This is a genomic window from Xanthobacter sp. BG11Y11_SDJG, from assembly GCF_057364445.1.
This window is the reverse complement of sequence record NZ_JBNFNU010000039.1, coordinates 1-18,523: the sequence shown is the minus strand read 5'-3', so window position 1 is coordinate 18,523 and position 18,523 is coordinate 1. Positions and strand designations below refer to the sequence as shown.

General features: G+C 69.4%; 20 protein-coding genes and 2 pseudogenes. 8 read left to right on the top strand and 14 right to left on the bottom strand.

Going from position 1 to position 18,523, the window contains the following annotated elements; all coding sequences use genetic code 11:
• On the bottom strand, positions 1–337 hold a 337-nt coding region (locus AC2W7M_RS06180; protein ID WP_486130921.1), incomplete at its 3' end, for a hypothetical protein.
• Between the two features lie 72 nt (positions 338–409).
• On the opposite strand from AC2W7M_RS06180, the gene AC2W7M_RS06175 reads away from it, so the two are divergent.
• Together AC2W7M_RS06175 and rpsA are read left to right on the top strand one after the other, a co-directional pair.
• Entirely contained in the window at positions 410–1,921 is a 1,512-nt protein-coding gene (locus tag AC2W7M_RS06175) for a M48 family metalloprotease (RefSeq protein WP_486130919.1), read from the top strand.
• 349 nt (positions 1,922–2,270) lie between these two features.
• Positions 2,271–3,974 carry a 30S ribosomal protein S1 gene (gene rpsA / locus AC2W7M_RS06170; RefSeq protein WP_486130917.1) on the top strand — a complete coding sequence of 568 codons (1,704 nt, stop codon included), beginning with the start codon at positions 2,271–2,273 and terminating at the stop codon, positions 3,972–3,974.
• A 63-nt stretch (positions 3,975–4,037) separates the two neighbouring features.
• Here the strand turns inward: rpsA and AC2W7M_RS06165 are convergent, their stop codons facing one another.
• The 7 genes from AC2W7M_RS06165 to AC2W7M_RS06135 all read right to left on the bottom strand — a co-directional run bounded on the left by AC2W7M_RS06165 (position 4,038) and on the right by AC2W7M_RS06135 (position 8,255).
• Positions 4,038–4,601, bottom strand: a complete 564-nt coding sequence (locus AC2W7M_RS06165; protein WP_486130916.1) for a YcgN family cysteine cluster protein — start codon at positions 4,599–4,601, stop codon at positions 4,038–4,040.
• A gap of 24 nt (positions 4,602–4,625) precedes the next feature.
• A complete protein-coding gene (locus AC2W7M_RS06160; RefSeq protein ID WP_486130914.1) occupies positions 4,626–5,240 on the bottom strand; it encodes a hypothetical protein in 615 nt (204 codons plus the stop codon).
• Positions 5,225–5,671 (bottom strand): hypothetical protein, encoded by a 447-nt coding sequence (locus AC2W7M_RS06155; RefSeq protein ID WP_486130912.1) that lies wholly within the window; start codon positions 5,669–5,671, stop codon positions 5,225–5,227. Before AC2W7M_RS06155 ends, AC2W7M_RS06160 begins: the two co-directional genes overlap by 16 nt.
• A 418-nt stretch (positions 5,672–6,089) precedes the next feature.
• On the bottom strand, positions 6,090–6,854 hold the full coding sequence (locus tag AC2W7M_RS06150; RefSeq protein ID WP_486130925.1) for a GGDEF domain-containing protein: 765 nt from the start codon (positions 6,852–6,854) through the stop codon (positions 6,090–6,092).
• A gap of 86 nt (positions 6,855–6,940) precedes the next feature.
• Entirely contained in the window at positions 6,941–7,291 is a 351-nt protein-coding gene (locus AC2W7M_RS06145) for a hypothetical protein (protein ID WP_486130910.1), read from the bottom strand.
• A 152-nt stretch (positions 7,292–7,443) separates the two neighbouring features.
• On the bottom strand, positions 7,444–7,755 hold the full coding sequence (locus AC2W7M_RS06140; protein WP_486130923.1) for a hypothetical protein: 312 nt from the start codon (positions 7,753–7,755) through the stop codon (positions 7,444–7,446).
• 98 nt (positions 7,756–7,853) lie between these two features.
• Positions 7,854–8,255: a hypothetical protein gene (locus AC2W7M_RS06135; RefSeq protein ID WP_486130908.1), complete on the bottom strand. Its 402-nt coding sequence runs from the start codon at positions 8,253–8,255 to the stop codon at positions 7,854–7,856.
• A gap of 131 nt (positions 8,256–8,386) precedes the next feature.
• On the opposite strand from AC2W7M_RS06135, the gene AC2W7M_RS06130 reads away from it, so the two are divergent.
• Together AC2W7M_RS06130 and AC2W7M_RS06125 are read left to right on the top strand one after the other, a co-directional pair.
• A complete protein-coding gene (locus AC2W7M_RS06130; RefSeq protein ID WP_486130906.1) occupies positions 8,387–9,187 on the top strand; it encodes a diacylglycerol/lipid kinase family protein in 801 nt (266 codons plus the stop codon).
• On the top strand, positions 9,184–9,333 hold the full coding sequence (locus AC2W7M_RS06125) for a hypothetical protein (protein ID WP_486130904.1): 150 nt from the start codon (positions 9,184–9,186) through the stop codon (positions 9,331–9,333). The genes AC2W7M_RS06130 and AC2W7M_RS06125 overlap by 4 nt, the downstream gene beginning before the upstream one ends.
• An 8-nt stretch (positions 9,334–9,341) precedes the next feature.
• Here AC2W7M_RS06125 and AC2W7M_RS06120 read toward each other — a convergent pair whose 3' ends face one another.
• The gene (locus AC2W7M_RS06120) at positions 9,342–11,042 is read right to left on the bottom strand and encodes an NAD+ synthase (RefSeq protein ID WP_486130902.1); all 1,701 of its coding nucleotides are present in this window, start codon (positions 11,040–11,042) and stop codon (positions 9,342–9,344) included.
• A gap of 213 nt (positions 11,043–11,255) precedes the next feature.
• Here AC2W7M_RS06120 and AC2W7M_RS06115 point away from each other — a divergent pair, with 213 nt between their 5' ends.
• Positions 11,256–11,522, top strand: a complete 267-nt coding sequence (locus tag AC2W7M_RS06115) for a hypothetical protein (RefSeq protein ID WP_486130901.1) — start codon at positions 11,256–11,258, stop codon at positions 11,520–11,522.
• 62 nt (positions 11,523–11,584) lie between these two features.
• Here the strand turns inward: AC2W7M_RS06115 and hemW are convergent.
• The 3 genes and pseudogenes from hemW to rph all read right to left on the bottom strand — a co-directional run bounded on the left by hemW (position 11,585) and on the right by rph (position 14,340).
• A pseudogene (gene hemW / locus AC2W7M_RS06110) lies at positions 11,585–12,780 on the bottom strand (radical SAM family heme chaperone HemW).
• A 214-nt stretch (positions 12,781–12,994) separates the two neighbouring features.
• On the bottom strand, positions 12,995–13,627 hold the full coding sequence (gene rdgB / locus AC2W7M_RS06105; protein WP_486130899.1) for an RdgB/HAM1 family non-canonical purine NTP pyrophosphatase: 633 nt from the start codon (positions 13,625–13,627) through the stop codon (positions 12,995–12,997).
• On the bottom strand, positions 13,627–14,340 hold the full coding sequence (rph, locus tag AC2W7M_RS06100) for a ribonuclease PH (protein WP_486130897.1): 714 nt from the start codon (positions 14,338–14,340) through the stop codon (positions 13,627–13,629). Before rph ends, rdgB begins: the two co-directional genes overlap by 1 nt.
• Before the next feature lie 174 nt (positions 14,341–14,514).
• Between rph and hrcA the strand changes: the two are divergent.
• Positions 14,515–15,615: pseudogene (hrcA, locus tag AC2W7M_RS06095) on the top strand (heat-inducible transcriptional repressor HrcA).
• A 131-nt stretch (positions 15,616–15,746) separates the two neighbouring features.
• Positions 15,747–16,427 carry a nucleotide exchange factor GrpE gene (gene grpE, locus AC2W7M_RS06090; protein WP_486130896.1) on the top strand — a complete coding sequence of 227 codons (681 nt, stop codon included), beginning with the start codon at positions 15,747–15,749 and terminating at the stop codon, positions 16,425–16,427.
• A gap of 68 nt (positions 16,428–16,495) precedes the next feature.
• Here the strand turns inward: grpE and AC2W7M_RS06085 are convergent, their stop codons facing one another.
• On the bottom strand, positions 16,496–16,918 hold the full coding sequence (locus tag AC2W7M_RS06085; RefSeq protein ID WP_486130894.1) for a response regulator: 423 nt from the start codon (positions 16,916–16,918) through the stop codon (positions 16,496–16,498).
• A 326-nt stretch (positions 16,919–17,244) separates the two neighbouring features.
• On the bottom strand, positions 17,245–17,814 hold the full coding sequence (efp, locus tag AC2W7M_RS06080) for an elongation factor P (RefSeq protein WP_486130892.1): 570 nt from the start codon (positions 17,812–17,814) through the stop codon (positions 17,245–17,247).
• Positions 17,815–17,945: 131 nt separating this feature from the next.
• Between efp and AC2W7M_RS06075 the strand changes: the two genes are divergently transcribed.
• A partial coding sequence (locus AC2W7M_RS06075) for an amino acid--tRNA ligase-related protein (protein WP_486130890.1) occupies positions 17,946–18,523 on the top strand: 578 nt, incomplete at its 3' end.

Below are 18,523 nucleotides of genomic sequence, written 5' to 3'. Positions count from 1 at the left end.
CCGACGCGGTCGCCGCGGCGCACGACCACGACCGCTCGGCGGCCGCGCCGGCCTGTTCACCGTGGTCGAGGGCCGGGTGCGCGAGGCCGGAGCCACCCGCGACAAGGTGTTCCTCAATTTTCGGATCACGCTGGCGCGAGGACTTCACGGTCGTCCTGCCGGCCGGCGATTTCGCCACAATCTTGGGGGATGGCCTCGCTCCCGCCATGTTGCGCGGCACCTTGGTTTCGGTGCGCGGCGTGGTGCGGATGGACGGCGGACCTGCCATATTCGTGCGCAGCAGGCATGAGATCTTGATCCTGGATGGCCCGGAGGCGGCCCAGGCAAGGGAGGACACGGCACGGTGAGGAGCCTGGCGGCGAGGCGGAGGACGATGGCGGACCGGGACGCGGCCTCTGGTGCGCGTGCCTTGGATCGCGCGCGCCTGCCCCACAGCCTGCTCCGCAATCTGCCTCGCTTAAGCGGGCTGGCCGCGGCCCTCGCCGCCACCTTGGCCCTTGCCGCCTGCGCCGGCATCGACCTCGACCAGACGGGCCTCTCCGCCAGCCCCGCCACGGGCGATGCCTCGACGCGCTCCGAATTCGCGGAGATGTCGCCCTCCCAGCGCGGCGAGCACGAGCGCCTCATCGCCTCCTATGGCGGCGCCTATGCCGATCCCCAGCTCAAGGCGCTGATCCAGCAGACCGTGGAGCGGCTGGTGGCGGCCTCCGAGCGGCCCGACCTGAAATACCGCGTCACGGTGTTGAATTCGCCGGCCATCAATGCCTTCGCGCTCTCCAACGGCTCGCTCTATGTGACGCGCGGCCTGCTCGCGCTCGCCAACGACAACTCCGAGCTCTCCTCGGTCCTCGCCCACGAGATGGCGCACGTGATCGCCCGCCACGCGGTGATCCGCGAGGACCAGATGGAGCGCACCGTGCTGGTGAGCCGCGTCGTCTCCGACGTGCTGAACGATCCCGCGGTGGGGGCGCTCACGCTGGAGAAGAGCCGCAGCACGCTCGCCACCTTCTCCCGCGGCCAGGAGCTGGAGGCGGACGCCATCGGCGTCGGAATCGCCGCGCGCGCCGGCTTCGACCCCTACGGCGCCTCTCGCTTCCTCACCGACATGGGCCGCTATGCGGAACTGCGCGCCGGCGCGCTCTCGGCCAAGTCCGCCGGCTCCGGCGAGGTGGACTTCCTGTCCTCCCACCCGGCGACGCCCGAGCGCATCTCCATCGCCATCGCCAATGCGCGCCAATACGCCCAGCCGGGCGCGGGCGAGCGCGACCGCTCGGTCTATCTGTCCGCCATCGACGGCATGATCTACGGCGACGACCCCAAGGAGGGCTTCGTCCGCGGCCGCACCTTCTTCCACCCCAAGCTCGGCTTCACGTTCTCGGCGCCGGAGGGCTTTTCGCTGGAGAACACCTCCCAGGCGGTGCTCGGCGCCACCCAGGCGGGCCGCGAGGCACTGCGGCTCGACGCGGTGCGGGTGACGGCCAACCAGTCGCTGGCGGAATATCTCTCCTCCGGCTGGATCGAGGGGGTGGAGATCAACACGGTGGAGACGCTGACCATCAACGGCTTCTCCGCCGCCACCGCGATCGCCCGCGGCGACCAGTGGTCGTTCCGCATGTTCGCCATCCGCTTCGGCTCGGACGTCTACCGGCTGATCTTTGCCGCGCGCGAACTGACGCCGGAGGTGGACCGGCAGTTCCGCGCCGCCGCCAACTCCTTCCGCCGCGTCACGTCCGGCGAGGCGGAAGCGGTGAAGCCGCTGCGCGTGCGCGTGGTGGGCGTCGGCCTCGGCGACAGCCCGCAGACCTTCGCCGCCCGCATGCAGGTGCCCGACCGGCCGCTGGAACGCTTCATGATCCTCAATGGGCTCGAGGCCGGCGCCAAGCTGAAATACGGCGAGAAGGTCAAGATCATCGCCGAGTGAGGCATTCGCCTGCCGCTGCCGCCCCGATCCGCCCGCAACCCTTGCGTTCGCGCCGCTTTTCCCCTATGTGAGCGGCGTCCGAGGTCGCGCTCCCCAAAGGTGGAGGCCGCCCGGGCGGGCCTGGGGACGCGGGATACGCGACCCAGTTCGTCGGAGGCAGCCCGCCCTGGCTTTCGCTGAGCAGAACCCGGCCGCACCACTCACAGCTTGTGCCGCTCGGCGTTTTGCGCCGGCCCGCCGACCTCCGTCGGCGGCCGTCCAGTCCGTTTTCCGCAAGGAGCGCCTGGACATCCGAGCAGCCCAGGGCCTTGCAACACCAGACGCCGGCGCAGGCAATTTCGGAGTTTGAATGTCCGCCGTAGAAACCACCCGTGAAGATTTCGCCGCGCTCCTCGACGAGAGCTTCGGCAGCGCCGACACCCAGGAAGGGTCGGTCGTCAAGGGCATCGTGGTCGCCATCGAGAAGGATCTGGCGATCATCGACATCGGTCTGAAGACCGAAGGCCGCGTCGCGCTGCGCGAGTTCGCCGGCCCCGGCCGCGAGAACACCATCCAGGTGGGCGACGAGGTCGAGGTCTATCTCGAGCGCGTCGAGAACGCCATGGGCGAGGCCGTCCTCTCGCGCGACAAGGCGCGCCGCGAGGAGAGCTGGATCAAGCTCGAGAAGGCCTTCACGGCCAACGAGAAGGTCTTCGGCGTGATCTTCAACCAGGTGAAGGGCGGCTTCACCGTCGACCTGGACGGCGCCGTGGCCTTCCTGCCGCGCTCGCAGGTGGACATCCGCCCGATCCGCGACGTCGGCCCGCTGATGCACAACCAGCAGCCGTTCCAGATCCTCAAGATGGACCGCCGCCGCGGCAACATCGTCGTCTCCCGCCGCACCGTGCTGGAAGAGACCCGCGCCGAGCAGCGCCACGAGCTGGTGCAGAACCTCGAAGAGGGCCAGGCCATCGAGGGCGTGGTCAAGAACATCACCGATTACGGCGCGTTCGTGGACCTCGGCGGCATCGACGGCCTGCTGCACGTCACCGACATCGCCTGGCGCCGCGTGAACCACCCGACCGAGGTGCTCAACATCGGCCAGACGGTGAAGGTCAAGATCATCAAGATCAACCACGAGACCCACCGCATCTCGCTCGGCATGAAGCAGCTGCTCGGCGACCCGTGGGAGGGCATCGAGGCCAAGTATCCGGTCAACGCCCGCTTCAAGGGCCGCGTGACCAACATCACCGACTACGGCGCGTTCGTGGAGCTGGAGCCCGGCATCGAGGGCCTCATCCACGTCTCCGAGATGTCGTGGACCAAGAAGAACGTCCATCCCGGCAAGATCGTCTCCACCTCCCAGGAGGTCGAGGTGCAGGTGCTGGAAGTGGACAGCGCCAAGCGCCGCATCTCGCTCGGCCTCAAGCAGACCCTCCAGAACCCCTGGGAGGCCTTCGCCGAGAAGTATGCCCCCGGCGCGGTGGTGGAAGGCGAGGTCAAGAACAAGACCGAGTTCGGCCTGTTCCTCGGCCTCGACGGCGACGTGGACGGCATGGTCCACCTCTCCGACCTGGACTGGAACCGTCCGGGCGAGCAGGTGATCGACGAGTACCGCAAGGGCGACATGGTGAAGGCCGTGGTGCTCGACGTGGACGTCGAGAAGGAGCGCATCTCGCTCGGCATCAAGCAACTCGCCGGCGATCCCTTCGCCGACGCGGGCGAGGTGAAGAAGGGCGCGGTGGTGACCTGCGAGGTCACGGACGTGAAGGACGGCGGCATCGAGGTGAAGCTCTCGGGCACCGACCTCTCCGCCTTCATCAAGCGCTCCGAGCTCGCCCGCGACCGCAACGACCAGCGCCCCGAGCGCTTCTCGGTGGGCGACAAGCTCGATGCCCGCGTCACCCTGTTCGACCGCAAGGCGCGCAAGGTGCAGGTCTCCATCAAGGCGATGGAGATCGCCGAGGAGAAGGAGGCCGTGGCGCAGTACGGCTCGCAGGATTCGGGCGCTTCGCTCGGCGACATCCTCGGTGCCGCTCTCAAGCAGCGCGCGGGCGCCGAGAAGGAAGACTGAGCCTTTCCAAGGCTCAGTCTTAAGGCTTTCAGCCAGGGGGCCGGCGTTTCGCGCCGGCCCTTTTTATGGCGCGCTCGGAACCTTGGGGGCCCGCGCGCGCGCCTTCCCAGTCCCCTTTGCGCTCCCCTTTGCGCTCCCCTGGGCGCCGCTGTTGGCGCCCGCTTTCGCCCCCTTCGGCCAGCGCACCGGCCAGGCGACGATGTGGTCGACCAGCTCGAACAGGCCGAAGGCCTCCTCGCTGCCCGCCACGCGGCCCGCCACCGAGATGCCCGCCGCCGCCACGGTTCCGCGGTCGCCCGAGACCAAAGGGTGCCAGAACGGCAGGTCCTTGCCTTCCGACACCAGGCGATAGCCGCAGGTGGGCGGCAGCCACGCGAGGCTCGCCACCGCATCCGGCGTCAGCCGCACGCAGTCGGCGACCTTGGCCGAGCGGTTCTCATAGTCGGCGCAGCGGCAGGTGCCGGCATCGAACAGGCGGCAGGCCACGTCGGTATAGGCGATCTGGCCGGTGTCCTCGTCCTCGAGCTTCACGAGGCAGCAGCGCCCGCAGCCGTCGCACAGGCTCTCCCATTCGGCGGTGCTCATGGCGACGAGCGGCTTGACGCGCCAGAAAGGCTCCTCGGCCATCCTCACTCCCGGTTCGGCCCCGGCCTATTGGTAGCTCAGCGACATCTCGTAGGCCACGGGCTTCGCCGCCCGCATGGCGGCGCCGTCGGAGGGGAAGTCCTGGTCGCCCTGCGCGTCTGCGCCGCCGGAGCCCCCCGCTCCGGGCTCGAAGCGCAGGATCAGCCGGCAGGGGCCACCGTCGAGCGCGCCCCCCTTCCAGTCGGTCACGGTGCCGGCATAGTCCCAGTCGAAGCCGGCGATCAGGAACGGCCCGCCATTGGCGCGCTCCGCATCGGCGAGGGAGGAGCCCATGCCGAGGCCCTGCGGCGTGCGCCAGAGCGCGCCTTCCCGGACGGTCACGAAGGCCGGGCGCTGCCGGCGCTTCTCGTCTTGCCACAGCACCTCCAGGCGCCGCGCCGGATCGCGGCCGAAGACGACGGTGGCGCGCGCCGTCGTGCCCTCGGGGGCAGGAACGGTCTTGAACACCACATTGGCCTTGCCGAAGGCCTTTTCGAGCGCCGCATGGCTGGTATCGGGCGCAAGCGGGCCGCTACAGGCGAAGGGCGGTAGCCGTTCGGAGGCCGCGGGCGCCGGGCCGCCGAAAAGCAGCGCGGCGGCGAGGAGCCCCGCGCCGCCGGCCACGGTCAGCCGGCCGAGCATGTGGCCTTGCCCTTGAAGCTCCAGGTCCTGGCTTCGCTCGCGCCGTCCGGCAGATCGGTGACTTCGAGCCAGTAGCGGCCGGAATAGGCGCCCTCGTCCTCGTCCTTGGGTCCGGTCCTGGTTTCGATCACCAGTTCCACGGTGCCGTGCCGGCCCTCCGTGCGCTCGTGATAAAGGTGAAGCTTCAGCTCCCGGCCGTGGAACCAGTGGTGCACCAGCGCCGCGGCGTCGAGCTTCAGGTCGCGCAAATCGTCCGGCACGCCTTTGCCCTTGAGCTTCAGCTCAAACCGCTCATTGGTGAAGCCGCTCGCGAGGCCGTGCGAGAACACGATCTGGGCGTCGAACGTCACCGCCTTGTCGTCGATCGCGCAGTCGAGCGAGCCGGTGGCGCCGGCCGGTGCGGCGCTGACGGGCACCAGGGCGAGGGCCAACGCCCCTGTCGCGAAGGCCCGCAGGGGCGGGCCGAGACGACGGATCTGAGGTGGTATCCTCATGGCATGCCCCCGAGCCGCGGCCTGTGCGCACCCGCGCCCAGGGCCCAGAACACCCATGGCGTATCACGGCCGATCCCCTTGGGGAACGCCCTCCCGGCGCGACCGGCGCCATGCGCAGGCGCTGCACCGCAAGGCGTGAGAGCGCGTCATCCCACCCGCTGGCGGTGCCGCCGGGCGGCGCGGACCTAGCGCTTGGGAGTGGCGTAATGATCGGCGAAGGCGAGCACGATGGCGAAGCCGCCGAACGCGGCGACCACGGCGACGACCACGGCAAGAGTTTCTGACGGCACGGCGACCTCCCCAGCTTTTGGGGCGCAGCCTAGCGGGGGCTGCGGCGCGGCCGCCTTGACCTCCGTCAATCGTCGCCGGCCTCTTCGGCTTCCTCCACGGCGACGCGGTTCCGGCCGGCGCGCTTGGCCACGTAGACCATGCGGTCGGCGCGGTGCATGGCCTCCGTCAACTCCTCATCGGGCCGCCATTCGACGATGCCGAAGCTGGCCGTGACCGTGGCCCCGAGCGGCAATCCAGGAAACTGCGTCAGCTCGGTCTCAGCGCGCAGCCGCTCGGCCAATCCCGTCGCGCCGGCACGGTTGGCCCGCACCAGCAGCATCACAAACTCCTCGCCGCCGAAGCGGGCCACCACGTCGTCGTCGCGGACCTCCTGCTCCACCAGCCGCGCGAACGTCTGGAGCACGCGGTCGCCCACCGGATGGCCATAGGAGTCGTTGATTGCCTTGAAGCGGTCGATGTCGCAGAAGACCACGCTGACCGGAGCGAGGGGACCGATGGGCCTGACGCTCTTCGCCCGGCGGTGGAACCCGCGCCGGTTGGCGAGCCCCGTCAGCGCGTCGATGCCGCCTTCCCGGCTGATCTCCTCGATCACGTCCATCGCCACCGCGGCGAGCAGCGTCATGGCCATCAGGAAGGCGCTGATCAGCAGCGAGAAGTTGAGCACCTGCCAGAACGGCGAGGTGCGGAAGACCAGGTTCAGCGCCTGAGGGTCGTTCGCCAGATTGCGCATGTACTCTCGAATGAAGTCCGAATCTCGCAGTGTCATCAGGGTCCGCGGGAAAAAATGGAGCCCGACCAGCAAAAGAACCACAAGTATGATGCGATCCATCACTCTTCGGCTCGGAATACGCGCGAGCCGAATAAATGAATATAGAATCATTAATCCGTATCCGAAGTTTTGAATATAAATCCTCGTCACCAAATCTCTATCAATATAGAAAAATAATATAAGAGAACCATGATCGCACCCGCCAGGCCGACCAGCACCACGTCCACCCCTTGGGTGCCCCGACGCATCAGCAGCCCCTCCGCGAGGCACAGGATGGCGAAGGCGTAGAGGATGGCCGAGACCATCGTGTTGCGCCCGGTATCCGACGGGATGTGCAGCATCTGCGAGAGCGCGCCGAGCGCGAAGGAAAGGAAGGCGACGGCGAACAGCAGCACGTAGCCGCGCTGGCGCTGATAGAGCCAGACACAGAAGAAGGTCGTTGCGACGATCAGCGCGAACGCCGGCCCCGCAAACAGATAGATGCCGCCTCCGGACATCACGCCTCCGCCGGCCGACGGGCCGGTGCACTCGACTGCGGTTCCGCGCACCTCCGGAGCCGGCGGCCGCGTCCGCCGGCCCTTCCCTGCCGGTCCGGCGCGGCGCACTGGAATGACATCCCCTTGCCGAGGTCAAGTGCGCCGAGACCTTTTCAGCCCGGAGGCACCGCCGGCGGCGGCGAAAGCGGTGGATTGGGGGTACGATGATGGAGAAACGTCATGGTGGCATAGGCGCCCATCCATGATCCCACCGCCGCGAACAGCACGTACACCCAGTTGGCGGTGTAGCTGATGACGGCGAAGGAAGAGAGCATGTACCAGATGCTGCTCCAGTTGGCGGCCTGGAGCCGCCTCTTGCCCGCCACCGAGGCGGTGAACATCACATAGGCGGCGTCCGTGAGGGTGGTGGCGAGCACCACGCCCGCGGCCACCAGCGGGTCGAGGGTCGAGAAGGCGGAGAGGATTTCGGCATGGCTGGCCCCTGGCTGGCTCCTGGCGGCGGAGCGCCGCGCCGGCCATCCTCGCCACCGGCGCGCCCCGCGCAAGCGGGCATGCGGCGGGCCTATCGGCGGTAGGCCCAGAGCCGGATCTCGGTCTTCAGCCGGCGGAAGTCGTAGAAGGTGAAGGCCATCAGGGCGATGGCGACGATCGCGAGGCCGAGGCTCAGCGCGCCCGGCCAATCCAGGGCCGAGCGCGAGAAATCGTACACCAGGTAGCCCAGAATGGCCGTCACCGCCGCGCAGATGGCGAAATAGACCTTCGGCCCGAGCCGGGCGATGGCCATGCCCGCCGCCACCCAGATGGCAATCGCCACCAGGATCGACCAGCCGAGCCCCAGGCCCAGCTGGCGCCCGAGAAAATGCCCCCCTACCCCGCACAGCACCACGGACGCGACCAGGAGCAGCAGGCCGGCGCGCAGCCGCAGGATGGTGGTGGCGGTCTTGCCTCGCGTGCCGTCGGTCATGGCCTGCCTTGCCCTTCCCTTTCGTGATTACCGCTCCGGAACCGAAGCGTCGCATTATTGTTCTACGCCATCTGGAGATCGCTTTCTCCTGTCGAGTGCGCCGGGCGCCGGAGGCCCAAACGATGCGGCGAATGCTGGTGGTTCTCAATGCCCAGGCGGGAACGGTGCGCGATCTCGGCGCCGAACAGGTGCGCGAGGAGGTGGACAAGGCGCTCACGCGCGCCGACATGGACGTGGAGGTCATGGTCGCCTCCGGCGACGAGATGGTCCGGGCCATCGATGCGGCGCCCCATGGCGGCTACGATACGCTGGTGGTGGGCGCGGGCGACGGCACCGTCTCCTATGCCGCGTCGGTGCTCGCCGGCACCGACATCGCCCTCGGCGTGCTGCCGCTCGGCACCATGAACCTGCTCGCTCACGACATCGGCCTGCCGCGCGACCTGCCCGGCGCGCTTGCGGCGCTCGGCAAGGCCGAGCCCATGCGCGTGGACCTCGGGACCGTCAACGGGCGTCCGTTCCACGGCGTCTCGGGCCTCGGCTTCTTCAGCCAGATGGCGCTGGCGCGCGAACAGCTGCGCAAGAAGCGGGGCCGCGTCCTCGGCTGGCTCATCGCGCTCGTGCGGGCGCTGGTGCGCTCGGGCCGCATCTCTCTGGAAATCGAGATCGCGGGCCGGCGCGAGCCGATCGAGGCCTATGCCGCTTTGGTGACGGTGAACGCCTTCGACGCCCAGGGCATGCACCGCTCCCGCCTCGACGGCGGCCAGCTGGAGGTGCTGGTGGCGGAGGACCGCGGGGCGCTCGCCAAGATCAAGGCCAGCGCCGACGTGCTGGTGGGTTCCTGGCGCGACAATCCCGGCATCCACACCTTCACCGCCCAGCGGCTCACCATCCACGCCGGCGCGCGCACCTGGGTCGCGACGACGGGGAGGTGACGCGCGAGAACCTGCCGCTGCGCTACGCGATCTCCCCCAAAGCGCTCACCCTGCTGGTGCCGCCGGACGGGCTGCGGGCGCGCTCGGACACCGGCGCACCGGACGCCGAGACCCTCCACGAGCCGCCGCGCGCCCGCCTCGGCTGAGGGCGTGCTCAGCCCTGGTCGCGGAAGCAGTTGGTGATGGGATAGCGGCGGTCGCGGCCGAAATTGCGGGCCGTGACCTTCACCCCCGGCGCCGCCTGGCGGCGCTTGTATTCGGCGACGTTGAGCAGGCGCTCCACCCGCTTCACCACCTCGGGCTCGAAGCCCTCCGCGATCAGCTCCGCCACCGAGGCCTCGCTTTCCACCAGCCGCGCCAGGATGGCGTCGAGCACCGCATAAGGCGGCAGCGAATCCTCGTCCTTCTGGTTCTCGCGCAGTTCGGCGGTGGGCGGCTTGTCGATCAGGCGGTCCGGGATCACCTCGCCGCTCGGCCCCTTGGCGAAGACCGGCTTCCACAAATTGCGCAGGCGCGAGAGGCGGAACACCTCGGTCTTGTAGAGATCCTTGATCGGATTGTAGCCGCCGTTCATGTCGCCATAGAGCGTGGCGTAGCCGGTGGACATCTCCGACTTGTTGCCGGTGGTGACCACCATGGCGCCGAACTTGTTCGACACCGACATGAGCAGCGTGCCGCGCACCCGCGACTGGAGGTTCTCCTCGGTCACGTCGCGGGGCCGGCCGGCGAACAGCGGCGCAAGCGCCGCCTCGATGCCCTCCACCCCGCCGGCGATCGGCACCGTGTCGTAGCGCACGCCCAGGCGCTCGGCGACGGCGGCGGCATCGGCGAGGCTCTCGCCGGACGTGTAGCGATAGGGCAGCATGATGCAGTGGACGCGCTCGGCGCCAAGCGCATCCACTGCCATCGCCGCGCACAGCGCGCTGTCGATGCCGCCGGACAGGCCCAGCACCACGCCGGGGAAGCGGTTCTTCTCCACATAGTCCTTCAGGCCGAGCACGCAGGCGGCATAGTCCGCCTGGTCGCCCTCGGTGCGGTCGGCAAGCGGCGCCTCGGTCATTTTCCAGCCGTTGGCGAGGCGCTCCCACTTGGTGACGCGCACGCGCTCCTGGAAGCTCGGCAGCTGCATGGCGAGCGAGCGGTCGGCATTGAGCGCGAACGAGGCGCCGTCGAACACCAGTTCGTCCTGCCCGCCCACCTGGTTGACGTAGAGCAGCGGCAGGCCGCTCTCCACCACGCGGGCCACCGCGACGTTCTCACGCTCCTCATAGACCGAGCGGCGATAGGGCGAGCCGTTGGGCACGATCAGCAGTTCCGCCCCGGTCTCGGCAAGGCATTCCACCACGTCCGGTCCCCAGATGTCCTCGCAGACCGGCACGCCGAGGCGGATGCCACGGAACGGGATCGGCCCCGGCATCGGGCCGGGCGTGAACACGCGCTTCTCGTCGAACACGCCGTAATTGGGCAGGTCCACCTTGTGGCGCACGGCGGCGACACGCCCGCCGTCCAGCAGCAGCACCGAATTGTGGAGCTTGCCCGCCTCCATCCACGGCGCGCCCACCAGCAGCGCCGGCCCGCCGACGGTCTCGGCCGCCAGTTCCTCCACCGCCCTGCGGCAGGCGGCCTGGAAGGCCGGCTTCAGCACCAGGTCCTCGGGCGGATAGCCCGAGATGGACAGCTCGGAGAACACCAGGAGGTCCGCACCTTCGAGGCGCGCCGTGTCGCGCGCCTTGCGGGCGAGCGCGAGGTTGCCCTCCACGTCGCCGACCGTGGGATTGATCTGCGCCACCGCGATCAGGAGTTCGTCCGGCGGGGCGCTGGCGGTGACGGAAGGCTGGGTGTCGGTGCTGCTCATGGCTTTCGGATGTAGCCCCGGTGCGGCCCGGCGAAAAGGGGGGTCGAGGTGCCCACGGCATTGACCCGCACGCTGGGAAACCACGACCCGCGTCAACCGGCGGCGGCGCACTGAAGGGAAGCGACAGGATTACCCAAATGGGGGAAGTGCGTCGCGCGCCCCAAAGCTACAGTCGTCATGCGCTCCTTGGAGCATAGCAACGGAGAAGCGAATATGTCTCGTCTTTGGATTGTTGCAATTTTTGCGCTGACCGCCCAGGTCGGTGCCGCCAGCGCCTGCGTCACGACCGGCAAGGTGCCTGGTCAATATTATTTTTACAATGGCTGCCGCGACGCGGTGGTCGTCAAGTACTTTGAGAATGGCGGGTATGCCGTCATGACCGGACGCATCCCCGTCGGCGGCAGATATCACGTGGACAGCATCGTCGGCCGCTATTCCTGGTGCTACGTGGGCGACAAGCACTATTGGACCTGCTCCTGAGGACTGACCGGCGCAGACCGAAGGGTCTTGTCCACGCGGGCGCCGGGTCCCGAGCCCGGCGCTCAGCCGGCCAGCGCCGCGATCACCGCATTGAGCACCGGGAAGCCGTCCGGCGTCGCCCGCAGCCGGTCGCCGCTGCGGACCACGAGGCCGTCGGCCTGAAGCGCCGCGATGCGCCCCTCATCGAGCGGGCGGCCGCCGAGGCGGGCGTGGCGGGCGAGGTCGACGCCCTCCGGTGAGGCGCAGGCCCATGGACGCGCATCTCGTCGGCCTGCTCGGGAGCGGAAAGCGCGGTCTCCTCGACCAGTCCGTGGCCGTGCGCCTCCGCCCGCGCAAGCCAGGCCTCCGGCGCGCGCTCGGTGAAGGTGGCGCGGCGCGCGCCGTCCACCCGCAGCCGGCCATGAGCGCCGGGGCCGATGCCGGCATAGGTGCCGTAGCGCCAGTAGACGAGATTGTGCCGCGCCTCGGCGCCCGGCCGCGCATGGTTCGATATCTCGTAGGCCGGCAACCGGCGGCGGCGGTGACCTCCTGCGTCACGTCCCACAGGGCGCGTGAGGCCTCATCATCGGGCAGGATCAGCTTGCCGGCGCCATAGAGCCGCGCGAACGGCGTCTCCGGCTCGATGGTGAGCTGGTAGAGCGAGAGGTGCTCGCAGCCCTCCGCGAGCGCGCGCTTCAGCTCGGCGGCCCAGGCCTGCGGCGTCTGGCCCGGCCGGCATAGATGAGGTCGAACGAGACGCGGTCGAAGGCCGCGCGCGCCACCGCAACGGCGGCCAGCGCCTCGGCCACCGAATGCATGCGGCCGAGGCCCTTCAGATCGCCGTCGTCCAGCGCCTGGACGCCGAGCGAGACGCGGTTGACGCCGGCGGCACGGTAGCCGGCAAAGCGCGTCGCCTCCACCGAGGTGGGGTTGGGCCTCCAGCGTCACCTCGGCCATCGGCGGCGAGCGGCCAGGCGTCGTCGATGGCCTCAAGGATGCCGCCCACCGTCTCCGGCGCCATGAGCGAGGGCGTGCCGCCGCCGAAGAACACCGTCTCCGCCCGCTGCGGCCCACCGATCTCGCGCATATGGGCGATCTCGCGCCGGAAGGCGGCCAGGAACCGGTCCTGGTCGGGCGGGGCGTGCCGCACATGGGAGTTGAAGTCGCAATAGGGGCATTTGGCGAGGCAGAACGGCCAGTGCACATAGACGCCGAAGCCACCTTCGGGAGCGGCCGGCTTTGCCTCCGGAACACCGCTTTCGTCGCGTGGGATGTTCATGCCTTCATGATCCGACGTCCTCGCCCCGCCCCTGCGTCCCGGCCGACTGCAATGCAGCGCAGCGGAATGGAAGGAGAGCCGGGACCCAGCGCGAGAATCCGCCGAAGGCGCGTCCTGATCCGACCATCCCATACATTGCCTGCTGCGCAGGAGTCTTGCGCTGGGTCCCGGCTCGCATTCCGCTCGCGCTCCATGCGTCCGGGACACAAGCCCGTCACCCCTCCAGGCACGCCCGCGACAGCTTCAGGAAAGCCCGCGCCCGGTGCGACAGGCCGAAGCCCCTGGGCGGCATGGCGTGCTTCTCGTCGGCGGTCATCTCGGCGAAGGTCTTCTCATAATCCTCAGGCCGGAAGATGGGATCGTAGCCGAAGCCCTTCGCCCCGCGCGGCGGCCACACCAGGGTGCCCTCCACCGTGCCCTCGAATTCCTCCAGATGCCCGTCGGGCCAGGCGAGGCACAGCGCCGAGACGAAGCGCGCGGTGCGCTGCTCGGGGGCGAGGGCGCCAACCTTGCGCAGTTCTTCCTCCACCTTCTCCATGGCCATCTCGAAGTCGCGCTCCGGCCCCGCCCAGCGGGCGGTGTGGATGCCGGGCGCGCCGCCGAGCGCATCGATCACCAGCCCGGAATCGTCCGCGAAGGCCGGAAAGCCGGAGGCCGTCGCCGCCGCCACCGCCTTCAGTCGCGCATTGCCGGCGAAGGTCGTCTCGGTCTCGTCCGGCTCGGCGAGGCCGAGCTCGGCGGCGGACACCGCTTCCACCCCGTGCGGCTCAAGCAGCATGCGCATCTCGGTGAGCTTGCCGGGATTGTGCGTCGCCACCACGAGGCGGCCTTCGAGGCGGCGGCCCATCAGGCGATCGCCGCCTTCTGCAGTGCCACGAGCCGGTCCACCCCGCCGCGCGCGAGCGACAGCAGCGACAGAAGCTCGTCCTGCGAGAACGGGGTCTTCTCCGCCGTGCCCTGGATCTCGACGATGCCGCCATCCCCCGTCATGACGAAGTTGGCGTCGGTCTCGGCGGCGGAATCCTCCGCATAGTCGAGATCCAGCACCGGCGTGCCGTTATAGATGCCGCAGGAAACCGCGGCCACGTGGGTCTTGAGCGGGATTTCCTTCACCATGGAGCGCGCGCGCATCCAGGCAAGGCAGTCGTAAAGCGCGATCCAGGCCCCGGTGATGGCGGCGGTGCGGGTGCCGCCATCGGCCTGGAGCACGTCGCAATCGATGGTGATCTGTTTTTCGCCGAGGCCGACGAGATCGGTCACGGAGCGCAGCGAGCGGCCGATCAGGCGCTGGATCTCCTGGGTGCGGCCGGAAGGGCGGCCGGTGGTGCTCTCGCGCCGCGTGCGGTCGTGGGTGGCGCGCGGCAGCATGGAATATTCCGCCGTCACCCAGCCGCGCCCCTGGCCCTTCAGCCACGGCGGCAGGCGCTCCTCCAGCGTCGCGGCCACCAGCACGTGGGTGTCGCCGAACTTGACGAGGCAGGAGCCTTCCGCATGGCGCATCACGCTGCGCTCGAAGGAGACGGCGCGCAGCTCGTCGGGGGCGCGTTTGCTGGGACGCATGGGGGACAATTCCTTTGAGGTGCTCTCGATCCGGGCGTCTTTGTAGGGGGGGCGGATGGCGCCAGCAAGGGGCGCGCCGCCGGGGCGCTTGAACGGGGCACGGTCCATGGACACATTATGAGGTCCTGGCCGCCTTCCGGCGCGCCGATCCGCGTGACGCATGCGAGGCACACCGTGGCGCTCGACCCGCTTCTGTCTTTGTCCACCGGCGCGCTGGCGCAGATCGACGAGCGCGCGCGCGAAATCTTCCGCCAGATCGTCGAGAGCTATCTCGCCACCGGCGAGCCGGTGGGCTCGCGCAACATCTCGCGCCTCATCCCCATGACGCTGTCGCCGGCCTCGGTGCGCAACGTGATGGCGGACCTGGAGGCCGCGGGCCTCATCTTCGCGCCCCACACCAGCGCCGGACGCCTGCCCACCGAGCGCGGCCTGCGCTTTTTCGTCGATGCCATGCTGGAGATCGGCGACGTCAACGAGCGCGACCGCACCAATATCGAGGCGCAGGTGATGGCCGCCGCCAAGGGCGCCACGGTGGAGGGCGTGCTGCAGGAGCCTCGGCACTGCTCTCGGGCCTTTCGCGCGGCGCCGGCGTCGTCACGGCGCTCAAGACCGATCCGCGCCTCAAGCATGTGGAGTTCGTGCCGCTCGATCCGGGCCGGGCGCTGGTGATCCTGGTGTCCGAGGACGGGCAGGTGGAGAACCGCGTGCTGCCGCTGCCGGCCGGGGCTGCCCGCCTCGGCGCTCACCGAGGCGACCAACTTCCTCAGCGCCCGCATCCGCGGCCGCACGCTGGCCGAGGCGCGCACGGAGATGGAGAGCACGCTGGCGGAACTGCGGCGCGATCTGGACGCGCTCACCGCCCGCGTGGTGGAGGCCGGGCTCGCCACCTGGTCCGGGGACGCGCCCACCGAGCGGCGCCTGATCGTGCGCGGCCAGGCGAAGCTCCTGGAGGACCTGCGCGCGCTGGAGGACCTGGAGCGCATCCGCCTTCTGTTCGACGACCTGGAGCAGAAGCGCGACGTGGTCGACCTGCTCGGCCGTGCCGAGGAGGCGCAGGCGCTGCGCATCTTCATCGGCTCCGAGAATCGCCTGTTCTCGCTATCGGGCTCCTCCACCATCGTCGCCCCCTATCGCGACGGGCAGGGCCGCGTGCTCGGCGTGCTTGGCGTGATCGGCCCGACCCGGCTCAATTACGGGCGCATCGTGCCCATGGTGGACTTCACCGCCCGCCTCGTGAGCCGGGTGCTCGGCGCGCCGGGGGCGGATGCGGCGTGAGCCACGCCGAGGGGGAAGGCCGGGGTCTCGCGGTCGCGAACTCTTGATTTTCGCATCCTTCCCCCGATATGCGCGGGGACCATTTTTCCGCCCCGCGCGGGCGAGACCGCTTGAGAAAAGAGGAAGACCGGATGAGCGAGCAGATGCGCGCGCCCGAGACCGGCGAGGGCACGGCCAACCCCACGTCCACCGTCCAGGCCGAGGCCAATGTGGAGGCCAGTGCCGAAGCCGAGGCCCTTGCCGCCGCGGACGCCCAGATCGGCGCCGACGGCGCCGCCGAGCGGGCCCGGCTGGAAGCCGAGATCGCGAGCCTCAAGGACAAGTTCCTGCGCGCCTTCGCCGAGGCCGAGAACGTGCGCCGGCGCGCCGACAAGGAAGTGGCCGACGCCAAGACCTACGGCGTCGCGTCCTTCGCGCGCGACATGCTGACCGTCGCCGACGATCTCGCCCGCGCCCTGGCCTCCGTGGACGACAAGGTGAAGGACGAAGCCGAGGGCTCGCTGAAGGCGCTGCTGGAGGGCCTGGAACTGACCGAGCGCGGATTCCACAAGGCGCTGGAGAAGCACGGCATCCGCAAGATCGAACCGCGCGGCGAGCGTTTCGACCCCAATCTGCACCAGGCCATGTTCGAGGTGCCGGACCCGAGCGTGCACGCCGGCACTGTCGTCCAGGTGGTCCAGGCCGGCTACACCATCGGCGAGCGGGTGCTGCGCCCGGCCATGGTGGGCGTCGCCCGCGGCGGGCCGAAGCACGATGCGGCCAAGCCTGCGGCGCCGGATGCGGACCACGACCCGGCGGCGAGCCGCGGCTGAACGCAAAAGGGGCGCCGCAGGGCGCCCCGATCGATCGCTGTCCGGCCGCCGGTGCGGCACGCCGCGGGTTAAAAGTGGCTGGGGGTCTCGAACCCGCCGCGCGAGCCGCCGTGCCCCTCGTCCTCTTTGCCGGTGCCCATCAGGTCGGCAAGCGTGGCGGCGATGGCCTTGCTGGTGTAGGGCTTCGGCACGCGGGGCGTGTCGGCGAACTTCTCCGGCAGCCGGCCCGAACCCGAATAGCCCGAGCAGAACATGAACGGAATGCCGCGGTCCACAAGGATGGCGGCGGCCGGGAAGACGTATTCGCCGGCGAGATTCACGTCGAGGATGGCCGCATCAACGGTCTCATGCGCCGCAGCCGCCATGGCGGCCGACAGGTTGGCCACGGGCCCGACGACGGTGCAGCCGAGCGACCTGAGATTATCCTCCAGGCCCAGGGCCACCAGGAACTCGTCCTCGACGACGAGCACCCGCTTGCCAGAAAACTTCATCTTTCCATACGCCTTGGTTGGTCTCTGCAGTTTCGCGACCAACGGTGGGTGAGGCGGAAAGTTCCGCGCGTCCCGGTCAATGCGGCGTCTCGCCCTGCCTTTTACCGAGCGCCGGAGCCGGTCGGACGGGCGCGCGGCCCTAAAGCATCAAGGCATTATGGTTAATGAGGAATTAAGTTTTCGCGATCGCCGGGCCGGAAAACCGGCGCGGCGCGCGCGCGCTCGCGCCGCGGTAATCGCACCCCTGCCCTGCGCTCCCGTTGGGGCAGGCCTGCAGCCAGGCCGCCGAAAGCACCGGGTTCGCCGCGGCGGGCGCCGGGGCGCAATCAGTCCTTGGCGCGCTCCACATAGGAGGCGTCGGCGGTCATGATGACCACGCGGGTGCCGGCGGAGATGTGCGGCGGAACCATGGTGCGCACGCCGTTCGAGAGCATGGCCGGCTTGTAGGACGAGGAGGCGGTCTGCCCCTTCACCGTGGGCTCGGTGTCGACGATCTCCAGCGTCACGCGGGCCGGAAGCTCGATGGCGATCGGCACGCCGTTGTGGGTGGAGAGCATGCATTCCATGCCCTCCTGGAGATAGACCGACTGGTCGCCCATCACGTCCTTCGGCACCGTCACCTGGTCAAAGGTCTCGGGGTTCATGAAGGTGTAGCCGTCGGAATCCTCATAGAGGAAAGTGTGCGGGCGGTCCTCGACGAAGGCGCGTTCCACCTGCTCGGTGGTGCGGTAGCGCTCGGAGATCTTCACGCCGTCGGAAATCCGGCGCATGTCGAGCTGGGTGACGGGCGTCCCCTTGCCGGGATGGATGTTCTCGGCGGTGAGCACCACATAGAGCTTGTCGTCGATGTCGACCACATTGCCCTTGCGCAGGGAGCTGGCGATGACCTTGACCACGTATCGTATTCCTCGAACTGTGCGGCGGCGCCGCATCTGAGCGTTGGCGCGCACCTAGCCCATAATGGCGCCGAGCGCCAGTCTCCGGGCACATTTCGCTCCCGCAACGCCCGAAGGACCTGTCGCGCGCGATGACCTCTCCCTTGCCCCCCGGCCCGCTCCCGAGCCCCTGGTGGGAGCCGCGCGCCTTCGAGGACCGCCGACCCTTCCTCCTCGCCCGCGCGCGGCTGATGGCGCGGATGCGTCAGGCGTTCGCGGACTGGGGCTTCCTGGAGGTGGAGACGCCCATTCTCCAGCGCTCGCCGGGCAACGAGACGCACTTGCACGCCTTCGCCACCGACCTCGTCACCCCGGATGGGACCAGCGCGCGGCTCTATCTGCGCACCTCGCCGGAATTCAGCGCCAAGAAGCTCCTGGCGGCGGGGGAGCGGCGGATTGTCGAGGTCGCGCGGGTATTCCGGAACCGCGAGCGCGGCCGGGCGCACCATCCCGAGTTCACCATGGTCGAGTGGTACCGGGCCGAGGCGCCCTATACCGCGCTGATGACGGACTGCGCGCGCCTGCTGGCGCTGGCGGCGGAGGTCGGCGGCACGGCCTCCTTCGCCTATCGCGGCCACGCCTGCGACCCGTTCGCCGAGCCGGAGCGCCTGACGCTGGTGGACGCCTTCGACCGGCACGCCGGGATCGACCTCGAAGCTGTGCTGCCGCC